We start from the raw sequence: 19,247 nt of genomic DNA on the forward strand, positions 1-19,247 counted from the left end.
AATATACAACTCATTTCTATTCTCACAACTATTTCATAATAAAAAATTAAACCTTTTTTAAAACATAACCACAAAACACTCTAAAAATGAAGCTTATAACATTAAAAAAAAATGAAAAATAATCGACTTTAAGAATTTACAGGCCACTTAGATTACTACGAGAAAGATATACCTAGTTTAATTGGCTTTATTTAGAATATAAGTATAGATATATATTGTATTAAAATTTGTTTTCTAATACCTTTGCAAATCAAATATTAAATATTCATGATTAAGATTACGTTACCAGACGGAAGTATTAAGGAGTTTAAGTTAAATAGCACTCCTTTTGATGTTGCTAAAAGCATTAGTGAAGGATTGGCTAGAAATATTATATCGGCAAGTTTTAATGGAACAACTATTGAAACCACAACTCCATTAACCACAGATGGTTCGTTAATCTTATACTCTTTTAATGACAATGAAGGTAAAAAAGCTTTCTGGCATTCATCTGCACACGTATTGGCTGAAGCAATTTTAAGTTTTTACCCAGATGCAAAACTAACTATTGGACCTGCTATTGATAATGGATTCTACTATGATTTGGATTTAGGAGAAAAAATAATATCAGAAAAAGATTTTCCAAGTATCGAAAAAAAGTTCCTAGAAATTGCAAGAGGGAAGCATGAATTTAAAATGAGAGAAGTATCTAAAACAGATGCTCTGTCATTATATAAGAAAGAAAACAACCCTTATAAAGTTGAGTTAATAGAAAATTTAACAGATGGGGATATTACTTTTTGTGATCATAGCAATTTTACAGATTTATGTAGAGGAGGACACATTCCGAATACAGGTGTCATTAAAGCAATCAAAATAATGAATGTTGCTGGCGCCTATTGGAGAGGTGATGAAAAAAACAATCAGTTAACTCGTGTTTACGGAATAAGCTTCCCAAAACAAAAAATGTTAACTGAATACTTAGAGCTATTAGAAGAAGCAAAAAAACGTGATCATCGAAAACTCGGTAAAGAATTAGAATTGTTTACCTTTTCTCAAAAAGTAGGTGCAGGTTTACCTTTATGGTTACCAAAAGGTGCTGCTTTACGTGAACGTTTACAGAACTTTTTAAAAGCGGCTCAGAAAAAAGCAGGATACGAAATGGTGATGACACCACATATTGGTCAAAAAGAATTATATGTTACTTCTGGTCATTATGAGAAATATGGTGAAGATAGTTTTCAGGCAATAAAAACACCTAAAATGGATGAGGAGTTTTTACTAAAACCAATGAATTGCCCTCATCATTGTGAAGTTTATAACTTTAAGCCATACTCATATAAAGATTTACCTAAACGTTTTGCAGAATTCGGTACTGTATATAGGTATGAACAAAGTGGAGAATTACATGGTTTAACTAGGGTAAGAGGTTTCACTCAAGATGATGCTCATATTTTTTGTACTCCAGAGCAATTAGATCAAGAATTCAAAGAGGTAATAGACTTAGTGCTTTATGTTTTTGGTTCTTTAGGTTTTGAAGATTTTACAGCTCAGGTTTCTATTAGAGATATGGAAAACCTAGATAAATATATAGGTGATGTTGAAACTTGGGAAATTGCAGAAAAGGCAATTATTTCTGCAGCAAAAGATAAGGGATTAGATTATGTAATTGAAGAAGGTGAAGCAGCTTTTTATGGACCTAAATTAGATTTTATGGTTAAAGATGCTTTGGGAAGAAGCTGGCAATTAGGTACTATTCAAGTTGATTACAATTTACCTAAGCGTTTTGATTTAACGTACACAGGATCTGACAATCAATCTCACAGACCAGTAATGATACATAGAGCACCATTTGGATCTATGGAACGTTTTATTGCTGTTTTGCTAGAGCATACAGGTGGTAACTTTCCTCTTTGGTTAACTCCAGATCAAGTTATAATACTGCCAATCAGCGATAAATATCAAAAATATACCGAAAAAGTTTTAGAATCGTTAGAAAATTCCGAAATTCGCGCCCTCGTAGATGACAGAAGTGAAAAAACTGGTCGAAAAATACGAGATGCTGAAGTTAGCAAAATACCTTTTATGGTTATTATTGGTGAAAAAGAAGAACAAGATGGAACAGTTTCTGTAAGAAAACACGGAGAAGGGGACATTGGAAATTTTACAATTGAAGCATTTAAATCTTTAATTAAAGAGGAAGAAAGTAAAACATTAAAGAAATTTAAGTAAATTTGAATTTCAACAAAAATAAAAACTGGAAAGCAGTTATACGTTAAATTTAAAATTATAAGTCATAGCAATTAGAAGAAGCAGGTCTAGAAGACCACTAAGAGTAATCAAAGAAGATCAACACAGAATTAACGACAAAATTAAATATGTTGATGAAGTTCGTGTGGTTGGAGAAAACATAGAAGTTGGTGTATATCCTTTAGATAAAGCTAAAGAGATGGCAAAACAACAAGAATTAGATTTAGTTGAAATTTCACCTAAAGCTAATCCTCCTGTTTGTAAAATTATTGATTACAAGAAGTTCTTGTATGAGCAGAAAAAACGTGAAAAAGCTTTAAAATCTAAAGCTACTAAAGTTACCATAAAGGAAATACGTTTTGGACCTCAAACTGATGAGCATGATTATGAGTTTAAAAAGAAACATGCTGTTAAGTTCTTACAAGATGGAGCTAAGTTAAAAGCATTTGTATTTTTTAAAGGTCGTTCTATCATCTTTAAAGAACAAGGGCAAATTTTATTATTAAAATTAGCTCAGGAATTAGAAGATTATGGTAAAGTAGAGCAATTACCAAAACTAGAGGGTAAACGTATGATTATGTTTATCGCTCCAAAAAAATCAAAATAAAAAGATTCTTGAATAATCAAAGATTTAAAGATTGAAGGTTTTTAAATCTTTATAATTTAAGAAAAACAATATTAAGCAAGTTAAAACGAAGGAGAGATGCCTAAAATGAAAACCAAATCTAGTGCTAAAAAACGATTTAAAGTTACAGGTACTGGTAAAATCAAAAGAAAGCACGCGTTTAAAAGTCACATCTTAACAAAGAAGTCTAAAAAACGTAAGTTAAAGCTAACTCATGATACTTTAGTTCACAAGTCTGATGAGCCTAGCATTAAGCAAATGTTAAACTTAAAATAACAAGTTTAACAAAGGGAATTTAAATATTAACCATGGAGTTAGGCCAAAATAATAAAGTATTCATAAATTGAATCGCCTACTACAAAACACATTGAAATTATGCCAAGATCAGTAAATTCAGTAGCCTCAAGAAATAGAAGAAAAAAAATCTTGAAGGCAGCAAAAGGTTACTTTGGACGTAGAAAAAACGTTTATACAGTAGCAAAAAATGCGGTAGAAAAAGGTATGTTATATGCATACAGAGACCGTAAAAACAATAAGAGAAACTTCCGTTCTTTATGGATTACGCGTATTAACGCAGCAGCTCGTTTAAATGGAATGTCTTACTCACAGTTTATGGGTAAAGTAAAAGCTAATAATATTGAACTAAACCGTAAAGTTTTAGCAGATTTAGCGGTAAACAATCCAGACGCTTTTAAGGCAGTTGTAGAGAAAATTAAATAAATAATAATACTTGCTTATATCTAAAAACCCAAACGTTAAGTTTGGGTTTTTTTATTAAATTTACATTCTAATAGATAAAAAATGAAAATTAAACAACTAACCCTACTATTCATAATTACTTCTCTTTCATTATATTCTCAAGAAAATACAAATGAATCTTCAATAGAAACACAATTTGATAAAGTTTACAAAAGTTCTACAACCTATCAAACCTACAAAGTTATTGCAAAGAGTAAGTATCTTAATTTAAAAACAAGTGTATTAGATTCTCTAAAAAGATTTACAGAAATTATTGATGAAAAAGAGCGCTCGTTAACTTCTGAAAAAGATAGCGTTCAACTACTTAAACGTAATTTGCTTAAAGTACAGAATGAATTAAAAGTTACATTACGCAAAGAGGATTCAATTTCTTTTTTAGGTATACAAGTAAGTAAGCTAGTCTATAATTTAATTATGTGGTTAATTGTTATTGTTTTAGGAGCTAGCTTAGCTTATTTTACTTTTAAATATTATAGAAGTCATGTATTAACAAGAGAAGCTGAAGATAATTTAGAAAATGTTGAATCAGAATTTGAAATACATCGTAAAAAATCATTAGAAAGGGAACAAAAACTAAGAAGGCAATTGCAAGACGAAATTAATAAACAAAAAACCAATTAGTTAACACAAATTAATTGATTTTAAGACTTTTTTAAAAAAACCTCGAAATTTATTTTCGAGGTTTTTTTATGACTATACAAGTTAATCTTAAATACCGTCTCCCAATTCTTTTAGTTTTTCGGTGTTCTCTGCTAACATTAACTCATCTATAATTTTTTGGATATCACCATTCATAATATTTGGTAAATCATACAAGGATAAGCCTATTCTGTGATCTGTAACTCTACCTTGCGCATAGTTATAAGTTCGTATTTTAGCACTTCTATCGCCTGAAGAAACCATAGAACCTCTTTTTAAAGCGTCTTCTGCTTGTTTTTTTGCTAATTCTAAATCATATAAACGAGATCTTAATACTTTAAAGGCCTTTTCTTTATTTTTATGTTGAGATTTTTGATCTTGACATTGCGCTACTAAACCAGTTGGAATGTGTGTTAGACGGACTGCTGAATAGGTTGTGTTTACAGATTGACCTCCTGGACCTGAAGAACAGAAAAAATCGATTCTTACATCTTTAGGATTAATCTCTACATCAAACTCCTCTGCTTCTGGGAAAACCATACAAGTTGCTGCAGAAGTATGCACTCTACCTTGTGTTTCTGTTTGTGGGACTCTTTGTACACGATGCACACCTGCTTCGAATTTTAAAATACCATAAACATCATCGCCATTAACCTCAAACTGAATTTCTTTAAAACCTCCATTTGTTCCTTCAGAATAATCAACAGTTGAAACCTTCCAGCCTTTACTTTCGCAGTATTTTGTGTACATTCTAAAAAGGTCTCCTGCAAAAATACTAGCCTCATCCCCACCAGTACCTGCACGTAATTCTACAACAGCGTTTTTAGTATCTTCTGGGTCTTTGGGTATTAATAAAAATTTAATTTCATCTTCTAACTGAGGTATTCTAGTATTGGCTTCATCAATTTCCATTTTGGCCATTTCTGTCATTTCAGGGTCAGAACCATCCGAAATAATTTCTTTGGCTTCTTCTATTGTATTCATTAAGGTTTCATATTCTTTCCCTTTTTTTACAACATCTCCTAAATCTTTGTATTCTTTCATTAATTGCGCATAACGCTTTTGATCCATAATAATTTCTGGCTGGATAATTAAATCTGAAACCTCATCATAACGTTGCTTAACAATTCTTAACTTGTCTACCATCTTCTACTCTTTTCTTGGGTTGCGAATTTACAATTTTTATCTTATTTATATTTTATTAAGGTTGTAGTATCTTTAAAAGTTACTGAAATACAAATTACAAACGATATACGTTTTTAAGACTTTAAAACAGTAAAGAAAACTGTAGTACCTTCACTTTCTTCACTCTCTATCCATATATCTCCTTTATATAATTTTATTACTTTCTAAACGATTGCTAAACCAATATATTTGCAAAAACAAATAAAAGATTCTTTTCATTTTCAGAATAAACATGGATTTTTTAACAGAATCAAAACCAACAAACCCAATTAACTTATTGTTTTTTATTTTAGGAATGCAATTAAACTTTGTTTGCCTTGTGGTTCTAAAATAGCTCTTAAGCCGAACTCACCGTTTTTTGGAAGAAGGCTAACATCTTCAACATAAAATGCTTCTCCTTTTTTATGAGCATCTAACCATTGTTGGATAAAATTAATTGTAACTTTTTGTAGATTTTCAATTTCTGGTTCAATACCATCTTTACACCATTCAAATGTATTTGAACATTCGCTATTGTCTAAGTCATATGAAAAAATATAACTCCTGTCCGCCCCTACAAAACGACCAATTTGCCCTAAAGAATTTTCTATTAATTCTGTTACATTAGTTAAATCTGCATTAATGTATTTTGTAGATATACTAATTAACAGATTTTGAAAACGAAGCTAGTAATCAATTATTTTATCTTTTTCTAATTGTAAGGTATTGTTATGTATCATTTCACTTTATCATTAAAAAGTTCTTTTAAAGGACTTTATCAATTGGTATAATTTTAACCAAAACAATAAATTTACCTAAAAATTAGGTTTTCTTATTGCTTTAAAAGTATTTGGTATCCTTTAAAATAGTTGATTAACGTTTTAATTAACTGTATATAAAGTTTCCAAATTCACTTTTGATGGTTAATTTTTTTGTAGGTGCCTCTTGCACACTACCTATAATCTTCGCATCTACGTTAAATGACTGTGAAATAGTAATAATTTGATCTGCAATTTCTGGAGAAACATAAAGTTCCATTCTATGACCACAGTTAAACACTTGATACATTTCTTTCCAATCTGTTTTAGATTGTTCTTGTATTAACTTAAATAATGGGGGAATGGTAAACATATTATCTTTAATAATATGTAAATTATCTATAAAATGTAATATTTTTGTTTGAGCACCACCAGAACAATGAATCATTCCGTGAACCTCATCTGAAGAAAATTGAGAAAGAACTTCTTTAATGATAGGTGCATAAGTTCGGGTTGGAGAAAGTACTAACTTACCAGCATCTATGGGTGACTCTTTAACCGCATCTGTTAATTTTGTACTTCCTGAATAGACTAAATCTTCAGGAACAGTTGCATCAAAACTTTCTGGAAATTTTTCTGCCAAATACTTATGGAAAACATCGTGTCTAGCAGAAGTTAAGCCATTAGACCCCATTCCTCCATTATACTCTGTTTCGTAAGTTGCTTGTCCAAAAGATGCTAAACCAACAATTACATCACCTGCCTTAATATTGGCATTGTCTATAACTTTTGTTCGTTTCATTCTTGCGGTTACAGTAGAATCTACTATTATTGTTCGAACTAAATCACCAACATCTGCAGTTTCACCTCCAGTTGAATGGATGGTTACTCCGAATTTCTCTAGATCATTGATTAATTCTTCTGTTCCGTTTATGATTGCTGACAAAACTTCTCCAGGAATTTTGCTTTTATTTCTTCCAATCGTAGAAGAAAGCATAATATTATCTGTAGCACCTACACACAATAAATCATCAATATTCATGATTAACGCATCTTGCGCAATGCCTTTCCAAACAGAAAGATCTCCTGTTTCTTTCCAATACATATAAGCCAAGGATGATTTTGTACCTGCACCATCTGCATGCATTATTAAACAATACTCATCATCATTTGTTAAATAATCTGGCACAATCTTACAAAACGCTTTTGGAAACAAACCTTTGTCTATATTCTTTATAGCATTGTGCACATCTTCTTTAGAAGCTGACACTCCTCTTTGCGCGTAACGTTTTGAAATTTCTTGACTCATTGTAATAAATTATGATGCAAATTTAACCTTTTACCAAAAAAAAATACCTAAATTATGAAATGTTTTCAATTATCTTGTAAACAGTAATTCTCTATATTTTGTTAACGGCCATAAATTATCATCTACCATGGTTTCTAACTTATCACAATGCAATCTAATTTCTGCAAAATATGGTTTTACTTTTTTGCTATAGGCTTGTGCAGATTTTAAGCCTTTTAAACCTTTTGCATTTCTGCGCTCTTCTATCATTTTAAGTGTAAGTGCATTTATTTCTGTAATATGATTAGAGATTGTCATGATTAATTCTATCTGCTCTTTAGCTATATTTTTAAATTCCTCGCCAAATATTTCTTTTAAATTCTTTGTATTTTCTAATAATGTATTTTGATAAATAATAGCAGTTGGTACAATGTGGTTTCTTGCGATATCTCCTAAAACCCTACTTTCTATCTGTAATCGTTTAGTGTATTCTTCGATATCAATTTCATACCTCGCCTCTAACTCTACCTTATTCATTACTTTCATTTCCTCAAACAAAGCTATAGTAGATTTTTCGATTTTTATTTGTAGCGCCTCTGGTGTTGTTTTGTTGTTACTTAAACCTCTCTTTTTCGCTTCTTTTTCCCAGTTACTTCCATATCCATCTCCTTCGAATCGGATATTTTTAGAGTCTTTAATATACTCTCTCAATACGTTAAAAATAGCCTCATCTTTTTTTAGCTTTTTATCATCTATTAAAGCATCTACCTCAATTTTAAATTCTTTTAATTGTTTTGCAACTATTGTATTTAAAACTGTCATAGGTATTGCTGAGTTTGCAGAAGATCCTACTGCTCTAAACTCGAATTTATTTCCTGTAAACGCGAATGCAGACGTTCTATTTCTATCTGTATTATCCAATAGTATTTCTGGGATCTTCCCTATAATATTTAATTTTAAATCAGTTTTTTCTTCTGGTGATAATTTTCCTTTAGTAACATTTTCTAATTCGTTTAACACGTTAGATAATTGGCTTCCTATAAATACTGATATAATTGCAGGCGGTGCTTCATTAGCTCCTAATCTGTGATCATTACTTGCAGATGCTATTGATGCTCTTAACAACTCTTCATTCTCATAAACCGCTTTTATTGTATTTATAAAAAAGGTTAAGAACTGTAAATTTTTCATTGGTGTTTTTCCTGGACTCAACAAGTTTGCTCCATCTGGAGTAGACAATGACCAATTATTATGCTTACCTGAACCATTGATTTCTGCGAACGGCTTTTCATGAAACAGTACTTTAAAATGATGGCGTTTAGAAACTTTTTCCATAACATCCATCAATAAAGAATTATGATCTACTGCTAAATTAGCTTCTTCAAAAATTGGCGCCAATTCAAACTGATTTGGAGCAACTTCATTGTGTCTTGTTTTTACAGGAATACCTAACAACATACATTCTTGCTCTAAATCTTGCATAAAACTCATGGCTCTTGCAGGTATTGTTCCAAAATAATGATCATCTAACTGCTGCCCTTTAGCAGGTATATGACCTAATAATGTTCTACCTGTTAAAACTAAATCGGGTCTTGAGTTCGCAAGTGCATCATCTATTAAAAAATATTCTTGCTCCCAACCTAAAGTGGCATTTACTTTAGATGCATTCTTATCGAAATATTTACATACAGCAGTCGCATGTGTGTCTATAGCTTGTAACGCCCTTAATAATGGCGTTTTATTATCTAGGGCTTCTCCAGTATATGAAACAAATATAGTAGGTATACATAATGTTGTTTCATAGATGAAAGCTGGTGAAGTTGGATCCCAAGCAGTATATCCTCTTGCTTCAAATGTATTACGAATACCTCCATTTGGAAAGCTAGATGCGTCTGGCTCTTGTTGAACTAGTTGTTCACCATCAAACTTTTCCATAGCTAAGCCTCCATTAATTGATTCAAAGAAAGCATCATGCTTTTCCGCAGTTGCACCTGTTAAAGGTTGAAACCAGTGCGTATAATGAGTAGCACCTTTAGAAATGGCCCAATCTTTCATACTAACTGCTACCTGATCTGCAATTTTACGATCTATCCTTGTTCCTTTCTCTATTGCATTAATCACACTATCATAAGCGGTTCTTGTTAAGTACTGTTGCATAGCATGTTTATTAAAAACATGCTGACCAAACAAGGTAGATCTTCGTTCTTTTTCTGTAATTGAAACTGGCTTTCTATTTAAGGTTTCCTGTAATGCAGCAAATCTAATTGTTGACATAATCTAAATTTTAAAGATCTATTTTTATAATAAAGCAAATATACCTCTTAAAAATTAGGGATAAAGTTTTTTTTAATTCATTTTTTAATTTTTACCCCCTTTTTTTTTGATATCAAATTAAAATATTTGATTTTTGCATAATTAACATCTTACACTCAAGAATTATGGCAAAAATTAAATTAGAATACATTTGGTTAGATGGATATTTTCCAACTCAAAATATGAGAAGTAAAACCAAGGTAGAAGAGCATGACGATTTTCAAGGAACTGTTGAAGAATTAGGTATGTGGTCTTTTGACGGTTCATCTACAAAACAAGCTTCAGGAGGTTCTTCTGACTGTTTATTAAAACCTGTTGCAATCTATCCAGATCCTGCAAGAATTAATGGTTATTTAGTAATGACAGAGGTTTTAAATGCAGATGGTACGCCACATGTTTCTAATGGTAGAGCTACAATTGAAGATGAAGATAACGATTTCTGGTTCGGCTTTGAGCAAGAATACTTTATCATGGATACAAAAACGCAATTACCTCTTGGTTTCCCAATTGGTGGTTATCCTGCACCTCAAGGAATGTATTACTGTTCTGTAGGTGGTAAAAATACACATGGAAGATTATTAGTAGAGAAACATGCAGATTTATGTATTGATGCTGGTTTAAACTTTGAAGGTATTAACCAAGAAGTTGCTTCAGGTCAGTGGGAATTTCAATTATTTGCAAAAGGAGCTAAGAAAGCAGGTGATGAAATTTGGATTGCTCGTTATTTATTAGACAGATTAACTGAACAGTATGGTTACTATATAGACTATCATCCAAAACCATTAGGTAAAGATATGGACTGGAATGGTTCTGGTATGCATGCAAATTTCTCTAATACCGTTTTAAGAACCTGTGGTTCTCAAGAAACTTATGAAAAGATATGTGAAGCCTTTAGACCAGTTGTAAAAGAGCATATTGCTGTTTATGGTGAGTTTAATGACCAACGTTTAACTGGTGATCATGAGACTGCTTCAATTAACGATTTCTCTTACGGAGTTTCTGATAGAGGAGCATCAATTAGAATACCTATTATTACAGTAGAAAAAGGATGGAAAGGTTGGTTAGAAGACAGAAGACCTGCTTCTAATGGAGACCCATATAAAATTGCTGGTAGAATTATTAAGACTGTTAAGTCTGCTAACATCAGCTAAATTAAAAGTTTATAAAAATGAAAAACTCCGAAATAAATTTTCGGAGTTTTTTTATGCAGAATAATTTCTATTATTCTTGACTTGGAGGATATCTAGAGATAATTTCTTTAACAAATAATCGAATTCTCTCTTCCTTCTTTTCTACATTTTGGATTTTTAATGCTCCTGTTCCTATCCCTTGCCAAATTAATTCTTTCTTGTCTTTATCTATAAAGTCTATAAAAAGTGTTCCTTCTGTATATTCAGAAACATTTACATTATTGTTCATTCCATTCCACATCCAAGGGTTCCAACCCCATCCAAAACCATACCCCATATTGTTCTGGTTTACATTAACTTTCCTTCTAGACTTTGTAAAAATACTAACCAACATATCTGGATTATCAGACTTGGTAAAACCTTGAGCTAACAATTCTGTTTCAATTGATCGTAAAACTCGTTTTTTATCTAAACTAGAAATAGCTGCTTTATCAATGCCTGTTTTGTAAAAAGCAAACGTTTTATATTTATTAAAATCTGCTTTAGTATCATAGTCTGTAACCACTTTTACAGTATTACAAGAACTCAATGCAACTACTAAAGCTAGCAATAAGGGTTTAAAATATTTCATAGATATATAGTTTTTAATAGTTTATAGTACTTAACTAAAAATCAATAAGCATGCCAAAGTACATCAAATTTTAAACTAACGTTAAAGCTATTTTAAAAATCATAAAGAATCATTTAATTTTTTAAGATTTTCGTAAATTGCAGCACTAAATTCAAAGATTTATTACGAATGGAACAAATACCTGCTTATAAACCTAAACATAAAGTAAGAATTGTAACTGCCGCTGCTCTTTTTGATGGGCATGATGCTGCAATAAATATAATGCGTAGAATTATTCAATCTACAGGTGTAGAAGTAATTCATTTAGGGCATGATAGGTCTGTAGAAGAAGTAGTGAATTGTGCTATTCAAGAAGATGTGAACGCTATTGCGATTACCTCTTATCAAGGTGGTCATAATGAGTATTTTAAATACATGTATGATCTTTTGAAAGAAAAAGGTGCAGGACACATCAAAATTTTTGGTGGTGGAGGTGGGGTAATTTTACCAGAAGAAATCGCTGAATTGATGGATTATGGAATTACCAGAATTTATTCACCTGATGATGGAAGAGAATTAGGCTTACAAGGAATGATTAATGACCTAGTTGAAAAATCTGATTTTGCAATTGGAAATGAATTAAATGTAACACAAGAAGAGTTAGCAAATAAAAAAATTGGCGCTATTGCAAGAGTAATTTCTTCTACAGAAAATTTTCCTGAAATAGCAAAAGATACTTTACAAAAAATACACGACAAAAATAAAACTTCTAAAACTCCGGTTTTGGGCATTACAGGTACTGGTGGTGCAGGTAAATCATCTTTAGTTGATGAATTGGTAAGACGATTTTTAATCGATTTCCCTGAAAAAAGAATTGGTTTAATTTCTGTAGATCCATCAAAAAGAAAAACAGGTGGTGCACTTTTAGGAGACAGAATTAGAATGAATGCCATTAATAATGAGCGTGTGTACATGCGTTCTTTGGCAACACGTCAATCTAACTTAGCCTTATCTAAATATGTGAATGAAGCAGTACAAGTTTTAAAAGCTGCAGAATTCGATTTAATTATTTTAGAAACTTCTGGTATTGGACAATCTGATACCGAAATTATAGAACATTCTGACACTTCTTTGTATGTAATGACTCCAGAATTTGGAGCAGCAACGCAATTAGAAAAGATTGATATGTTGGATTTTGCAGATTTAGTTGCTATCAACAAATTTGATAAAAGAGGTGCTTTAGATGCAATTCGTGATGTAAAAAAGCAATACATGCGTAATAATAATTTATGGGAGGTTCATATGGATGACATGCCTGTAATTGGAACTATTGCATCGCAATTTAATGATCCAGGAATGAATACGTTATACAAACGTATTATGGATAAATTAGTAGAAAAAACGAAAGCTGATTTACATTCTAAAATGGAAATTACAACAGCAATGTCTGAAAAGATATTTGTAATTCCACCAGCAAGAGTTCGTTATTTATCTGAAATAGCAGAAAATAACAGGTCTTATGATGATAAGGTTGATGAGCAAGTAGTAGTAGCTCAAAAATTATATGGAATTCATCAAACTATAGCGTCGATCACGAACACGTCTATTGCACTTACTAAAACTGGATTAGATTCTGATGAGATCCTGAAACAAGTTCAGGGTGACGATTTGCAATTTGTAAAATTGCTAATCGCACAATTCGAAAAAGTAAAAATGAACTTAAATCCATACCATTGGGAAATCATTTTAAACTGGCAAGAAAAGGTTCAGAAGTACAAAAATCCTATTTACTCTTTTAAAGTTAGGGATAAAGAAATAAAAATACAAACACATAGCGAATCGCTTTCTCATACACAAATTCCAAAAGTAGCTTTACCAAAATACCAAGCTTGGGGAGATTTATTACGTTGGAATTTACAAGAAAATGTTCCCGGAGAATTCCCATACACAGCAGGTTTATATCCTTTTAAAAGAACAGGCGAAGACCCTACAAGAATGTTTGCGGGAGAAGGTGGCCCAGAAAGAACCAACAGACGTTTTCATTATGTAAGTTTAGGTATGGATGCAAAAAGGCTTTCTACCGCTTTTGATTCGGTCACTTTATATGGAAATGATCCTGGTCGTAGACCAGATATTTACGGTAAAATTGGAAATGCAGGGGTTTCTATTTGCTGTTTAGATGACGCAAAGAAACTATATTCTGGTTTCGATTTAAGCCACAATATGACATCTGTTTCTATGACCATTAATGGACCTGCACCTATGTTATTAGGTTTCTTTATGAATGCAGCTATTGATCAGAATTGTGAGAAATACATCAAAGAACATAATTTAGGAGCTGATGTAGAAGCTAAATTCAAAGAGATTTATGATGATAAAGAAATTGAAAGACCTACCTATCAAGGAAATTTACCTGAAGGGAATAATGGTTTAGGGTTGATGCTTTTAGGTTTAACTGGGGATCTGGTTTTACCTTCTGATGTGTATCAACAAATTAAAAAAGATACTTTAACGCAAGTTAGAGGTACTGTACAAGCAGATATTTTAAAGGAAGATCAAGCACAAAATACATGTATCTTTTCTACAGAATTTGCGTTGCGTTTAATGGGAGATGTACAAGAATATTTTATTGAGAAACAAGTACGTAATTTTTACTCCGTTTCTATTTCTGGGTATCACATTGCAGAAGCTGGTGCCAATCCTATTACCCAATTGGCGTTAACATTATCTAACGGATTTACCTATTTAGAATACTATTTAAGTAGAGGAATGGATATTAATAAATTCGGACCCAACTTATCGTTCTTCTTTTCAAATGGTATAGATCCTGAATATTCAGTTATTGGAAGAGTTGCTCGTAAAATTTGGGCAAAAGCCATGAAAAATAAATATGGAGCTAACCCAAGAGCACAGATTTTGAAATATCATATTCAAACTTCTGGACGATCTTTACATGCACAAGAAATTGATTTTAATGATATTAGAACAACATTGCAAGCTTTATATGCTATTAATGATAACTGTAATTCGTTACATACAAATGCGTATGATGAGGCCATTACTACCCCTACAGAAGAATCTGTAAGAAGAGCTATGGCTATACAGTTAATCATCAATAAAGAATTAGGTTTATCTAAAAACGAAAACCCAATTCAAGGTGCTTTTATTATTGAAGAGTTAACAGATTTAGTAGAGGAAGCTGTATTGTTAGAGTTTGATAGAATTACAGAAAGAGGAGGCGTTTTAGGAGCTATGGAAACCATGTATCAGCGTTCTAAGATACAAGAAGAGAGTTTGTATTATGAAACTTTAAAGCATACAGGAGAATTCCCAATTATTGGCGTAAACACCTTCTTGAGTTCTAAAGGATCACCTACAGTGCAACCTGCAGAAGTAATTAGAGCTACTGAAGAAGAAAAGCAACAGCAAATAAAAACCAAGGAATTGTTGAATGAAGCAAATCCTAAAAAAGTAGCCTCACAAATTACTATTTTGCAAGAAGCTGCCATTAATAATGAGAACCTTTTTGACAAATTAATGGAGGCAACCAAAGTTTGTTCCTTAGGGCAAATTACAGAGGCTTTATTTAAAGTTGGTGGACAATATCGAAGGAATATGTAAGTAAATAATTTAAATGACCATGAAGAAAATAATATTAATCTTTTTACTAACCTTGACATTTTCTTGTTCTGATGAAGAGACAGACTTTACAGCACAAAATGAGATGGATATTAAAGAGTACATACAAGAAAATAATTTAACGACTCAAAAAACCAACTCTGGAATCTATTATATCATAAATACAGATGGATCTGGAAATGCACCTACTGTAAATTCTAATGTGACTATTGGCTATAAAGGTTATTTTTTAGACAATAGTATTTTTGATCAATCTATGAATGCTACATTTAATTTATCTGCAGTAATTCCTGGATTTTCGCAAAGTGTACAACTTTTAAAACCTGGTGGTTCAGGTACTTTTATTATCCCTTCTAGATTAGCATATGGGAACAAAGGTTCGAGTTCTATTCCTGGAGGAGCAGTATTGGTTTTTGATATTAATTTAATAAGCATTAATTAAATTAAACGAACTTATAAATTTAAAGCGATTAAGATAATTCTTGGTCGCTTTTTTTGTTTTAGAATTTCAGATTCATCAAAATTCTTTTCAAATGCTTACCTTAGACTTATTAAACTTGATAAATTAAAAGTTATGATCATCAAAAAAGAAGACATTAAACAAGAAGTATTTGATTTATATGATGATTATGCACATAACAAATTAACAAGAAAAGAGTTCTTAGCAAAGTTATCTTTGTATGCTGTTGGTGCAATTACACTTCCAGCTTTACTAAGTTTTATTACTCCAAATTATATTGATAGTATAGTAGTGCAACCTAATGACCCAAGATTAGATTCAAAAATGATTAATTACGAATCTCCAAAGGGTGGTCAAAAAATGAAAGGCCTGCTTTCTATTCCCAAAGATGATAATAAAAAACTACCAGGAATCTTGGTTGTGCATGAAAATAGAGGTTTAAATCCTTATATAAAAGATGTTGGTAGAAGAGCTGCTTTAGATAATTACATTACATTGGCTCCAGATGCTTTAGCACCTTTAGGTGGTTATCCTGGAAATGATGATGAAGGAAGAGCAATGCAAAGAAAAAGAGACAGAGATGAAATGATTGAAGATTTTATTGCTGGCTATAACTATTTAAAAAACCATAAAAATTGTAATGGTAAAATAGGTGTTGTTGGTTTTTGTTTTGGAGGGTATATTTCAAATATTCTGGCTGTAAGAATTCCAGAGTTAGCAGCTTCTGTGCCTTATTATGGCAGACAACCTGCAGCTGAAGATGCAGCAAAAGTTAAAGCACCTTTACTTTTACAATATGCTGGTTTAGATAAGAGAGTAAATGCTGGTTGGCCAGATTATGAAAAGATTTTAAAAGAAAATGAAGTCACATACACAGCTCATTTTTATCCTGATGTAAATCATGGTTTTCACAACAATACCGCTCCAAGATATGATGAAGCTGCTGGAGAATTATCTTGGACAAGAACAATGGATTTTTTCAAAACACATTTAAAAGAGTAAGTTTTAAATGAGCAAAAAACAATTAATTAGCAAAGAGCTAGAAAATTTTTACAACAAAGCTTCAGAAGAAACCCGCCTTGAAAAAGGCATGGGTATTTTTGAGTTTGAACGAATTAAAGTTCTAATAGCAAAACACATTTCCAAACCAAATTGCACCATTATTGATGTTGGAGGTGGAACAGGAAAATACAGTGAATGGCTTGCAAAACAAGGACATTCAGTTCATTTAATAGAACCAGTAGAAAAACACTTAAAACTCGCACAAAAGCGAGCAAATAAACTTAAAAATAAATTTTCTATTACTATTGGTGAAGCTAGAAATTTACCATTAAAAAAAGAAACTGCAGATATTGTAATCCTTCACGGACCTCTATATCATTTGCAAAGAAAAGAGGATAGAATAAGCGCAATTGAAGAAGCAAAACGTGTGCTTAAAAAAGGAGGTATTATTTTAGGATTTGCAATAAATGCTACTGCATCTACTGTTGTCGGTTTAATGAATGGGATGATCCATGCCAACTCATTTTTTGAAATGTGTAAAGAGGAATTAACTTCTGGTATTCATAATGCCCCTAAAGACTTTCCTTTCTTATTGGCCGATGCTTATTATCATAAACCACAGGATTTAAAATCAGAATTTTTAGAACATAATTTTAAAATTTTAAATCTCTTTGCTGTAGAGGGTATGATTTGGTTAGACAATGAATATTTTGCAAATATGTTAGATAAAAAGAAATCAAAAACTTTAAAAGCGCTACAAACACTCACAGAAAATGATGAATACCTATTACCATTTAGCCCTCATATGATGCTTGCAGCTGAGAAGTAAGTTCTTTTTGATAACATCATAACTTCTTATTCTTTAAAAACATCGTGTTTTAAATGTTATTAAATTGAAATAGATCTAAGAAATTCATTTCATTTAAAATTGGTAATTTTGCTATTAAATAATCAAATATAAAATAGAAATGGCAAGAGGATATTTTAATGTTCCAGTTGCAGTAAACGAACCTGTTAAAGGGTATGCACCTGGTTCTCCAGAAAGAGAGGAATTGTTAGCAACTTATAAAAAAATGTTTAATGGCAATGTAGATGTGCCTATGCATATTAATGGTAAAGAAGTAAGAACAGGTAATACTAAAAACATTACACCTCCTCATGACCACCAACATGTTGTTGGACAATATCATATAGCAGATCAAAGCCATGTAGATGACGCAATTTCTACAGCATTAGCAGCTAGAAAATCTTGGTCTTCAGTTTCTTGGACAGAAAGAGCATCTATTTTTTTAAAGGCAGCTGAATTATTAGCTGGCCCGTATAGAGCAAAAATGAATGCTGCTACTATGATTGCACAATCTAAAAATGTACATCAAGCAGAAATTGATGCGGCTTGTGAAATGATTGATTTCTTTCGATTTAATGTACAGTATATGATCGATATTTTTAAAGATCAGCCACAATCTGCTCCAGGAATCTGGAACAGAGTTGAATACAGGCCTTTAGAAGGTTTTGTATATGCAATTTCACCTTTTAACTTTACGTCTATTGCAGCGAATTTACCAGCAGCTGCGGCTTTAATGGGTAATGTTGTAGTTTGGAAACCATCTGATCATCAAGTATATTCTGCACAAGTTATCGTAGATTTATTTAAAGAAGCCGGTTTGCCTGATGGTGTAATTAATGTAGTTTATGGAGATCCTGTTATGATTTCTGATGCATGTTTATCTTCTCCAGATTTTTCTGGTTTACACTTTACAGGATCTACAACCGTATTTAAAAATCTTTGGAAACAAATTGGTAACAACATACATACGTATAAAACCTATCCAAGAATTGTAGGTGAAACTGGAGGTAAAGATTTTATATGGGCTCATAATTCTGCAAATCCTTTACAAGTTGCAACAGCAATTACTAGAGGATCTTTTGAATATCAAGGTCAAAAATGTTCTGCTGCTTCACGTGCATACATTCCTGCTTCTATTTGGAATGATGTTTTAAAACACTTAAAAAAGCAAACATCAGAATTAAAAATGGGTTCTCCAGAAAATCCAGATAATTTTGTAAATGCAGTAATTCATCAAGGTTCTTTTGATAAAATTGCAAAATATATTGATGCAGCAAAAGAAAACGAAAATGCAGAAATTATTATTGGTGGAGGACATGATAAATCTAAAGGATACTTTATTGAACCAACAGTAATATTAGCTAAAAATGCTACTTATGAAACAATGACAACTGAGTTATTTGGGCCAGTGATGACTGTTTATGTTTATGAAGATAACGAATGGGAAGCTTCTTTAAAATTAGTAGACAACTCTACTGAATATGCTTTAACAGGTGCAATTTTCTCTACGGATAGATATATTGTTGAGCAAGCCTCTAAAGCATTAGAAGATGCCGCAGGAAACTTTTATATTAACGACAAACCAACAGGTGCTGTTGTAGGTCAGCAACCTTTTGGAGGAGCAAGAGCTTCTGGTACAAATGACAAAGCTGGTTCTGCACAAAATCTATTAAGATGGACATCTGTGAGATTAATAAAAGAAACTTTTGTTACTCCACAAGATTACAAATATCCATTTTTAGGTTAGGAAAATGATAGAATTAAGAAAGCCCCATCAAATTGAT

Annotated in this window: 15 protein-coding genes; 11 read left to right on the forward strand and 4 right to left on the reverse strand. The window is 31.7% G+C overall.

All coding sequences use genetic code 11. The features are described from left to right. Positions 1-267: 267 nt before the first annotated feature. From thrS to Q0L44_RS01325, 5 genes are all read left to right on the forward strand, one after another. Positions 268-2,211: a threonine--tRNA ligase gene (thrS, locus tag Q0L44_RS01305; RefSeq protein WP_296634208.1), complete on the forward strand. Its 1,944-nt coding sequence runs from the start codon at positions 268-270 to the stop codon at positions 2,209-2,211. Positions 2,212-2,317: 106 nt separating this feature from the next. After that, positions 2,318-2,836, forward strand: a complete 519-nt coding sequence (gene infC / locus Q0L44_RS01310; RefSeq protein ID WP_296634701.1) for a translation initiation factor IF-3 — start codon at positions 2,318-2,320, stop codon at positions 2,834-2,836. A 96-nt stretch (positions 2,837-2,932) separates the two neighbouring features. After that, positions 2,933-3,130 (forward strand): 50S ribosomal protein L35, encoded by a 198-nt coding sequence (gene rpmI, locus Q0L44_RS01315; RefSeq protein ID WP_015480931.1) that lies wholly within the window; start codon positions 2,933-2,935, stop codon positions 3,128-3,130. Between the two features lie 99 nt (positions 3,131-3,229). Then, positions 3,230-3,574 carry a 50S ribosomal protein L20 gene (gene rplT / locus Q0L44_RS01320; RefSeq protein WP_296634216.1) on the forward strand — a complete coding sequence of 115 codons (345 nt, stop codon included), beginning with the start codon at positions 3,230-3,232 and terminating at the stop codon, positions 3,572-3,574. Between the two features lie 81 nt (positions 3,575-3,655). Next, a complete protein-coding gene (locus tag Q0L44_RS01325) occupies positions 3,656-4,234 on the forward strand; it encodes a hypothetical protein (protein WP_296634219.1) in 579 nt (192 codons plus the stop codon). A gap of 87 nt (positions 4,235-4,321) precedes the next feature. On the opposite strand, the gene prfA is transcribed toward Q0L44_RS01325, so the two are convergent. From prfA to Q0L44_RS01340, 3 genes are all read right to left on the reverse strand, one after another. Then, positions 4,322-5,398, reverse strand: a complete 1,077-nt coding sequence (gene prfA, locus Q0L44_RS01330; protein ID WP_296634221.1) for a peptide chain release factor 1 — start codon at positions 5,396-5,398, stop codon at positions 4,322-4,324. 903 nt (positions 5,399-6,301) lie between these two features. Beyond that, positions 6,302-7,483, reverse strand: a complete 1,182-nt coding sequence (locus Q0L44_RS01335) for an AIR synthase related protein (RefSeq protein WP_296634224.1) — start codon at positions 7,481-7,483, stop codon at positions 6,302-6,304. A 69-nt stretch (positions 7,484-7,552) separates the two neighbouring features. After that, a complete protein-coding gene (locus Q0L44_RS01340; protein ID WP_296634226.1) occupies positions 7,553-9,736 on the reverse strand; it encodes a glutamine synthetase III in 2,184 nt (727 codons plus the stop codon). Positions 9,737-9,900: 164 nt separating this feature from the next. Between Q0L44_RS01340 and Q0L44_RS01345 the strand changes: the two genes are divergently transcribed. After that, on the forward strand, positions 9,901-10,926 hold the full coding sequence (locus Q0L44_RS01345; RefSeq protein ID WP_296634228.1) for a glutamine synthetase beta-grasp domain-containing protein: 1,026 nt from the start codon (positions 9,901-9,903) through the stop codon (positions 10,924-10,926). Between the two features lie 70 nt (positions 10,927-10,996). Here the strand turns inward: Q0L44_RS01345 and Q0L44_RS01350 are convergent, their stop codons facing one another. After that, positions 10,997-11,536, reverse strand: coding sequence for a DUF4136 domain-containing protein (locus tag Q0L44_RS01350; protein WP_296634230.1), 540 nt, complete (start codon positions 11,534-11,536; stop codon positions 10,997-10,999). 168 nt (positions 11,537-11,704) lie between these two features. On the opposite strand from Q0L44_RS01350, the gene Q0L44_RS01355 reads away from it, so the two are divergent. From Q0L44_RS01355 to pruA, 5 genes are all read left to right on the forward strand, one after another. Further along, positions 11,705-15,136, forward strand: a complete 3,432-nt coding sequence (locus Q0L44_RS01355; protein WP_296634233.1) for a methylmalonyl-CoA mutase family protein — start codon at positions 11,705-11,707, stop codon at positions 15,134-15,136. Between the two features lie 19 nt (positions 15,137-15,155). Next, entirely contained in the window at positions 15,156-15,596 is a 441-nt protein-coding gene (locus Q0L44_RS01360; RefSeq protein ID WP_296634234.1) for an FKBP-type peptidyl-prolyl cis-trans isomerase, read from the forward strand. A 132-nt stretch (positions 15,597-15,728) separates the two neighbouring features. After that, positions 15,729-16,616, forward strand: a complete 888-nt coding sequence (locus tag Q0L44_RS01365) for a dienelactone hydrolase family protein (RefSeq protein ID WP_296634237.1) — start codon at positions 15,729-15,731, stop codon at positions 16,614-16,616. A 7-nt stretch (positions 16,617-16,623) separates the two neighbouring features. Continuing rightward, the gene (locus Q0L44_RS01370; protein WP_296634239.1) at positions 16,624-17,445 is read left to right on the forward strand and encodes a class I SAM-dependent methyltransferase; all 822 of its coding nucleotides are present in this window, start codon (positions 16,624-16,626) and stop codon (positions 17,443-17,445) included. Between the two features lie 139 nt (positions 17,446-17,584). Continuing rightward, positions 17,585-19,210 carry an L-glutamate gamma-semialdehyde dehydrogenase gene (pruA, locus tag Q0L44_RS01375; protein WP_296634243.1) on the forward strand — a complete coding sequence of 542 codons (1,626 nt, stop codon included), beginning with the start codon at positions 17,585-17,587 and terminating at the stop codon, positions 19,208-19,210. The last annotated feature ends 37 nt before the right edge of the window (positions 19,211-19,247 follow it).

Origin of the sequence: Polaribacter sp. (genome assembly GCF_024639685.1) — a bacterium.
Lineage (GTDB): Bacteria > Bacteroidota > Bacteroidia > Flavobacteriales > Flavobacteriaceae > Polaribacter.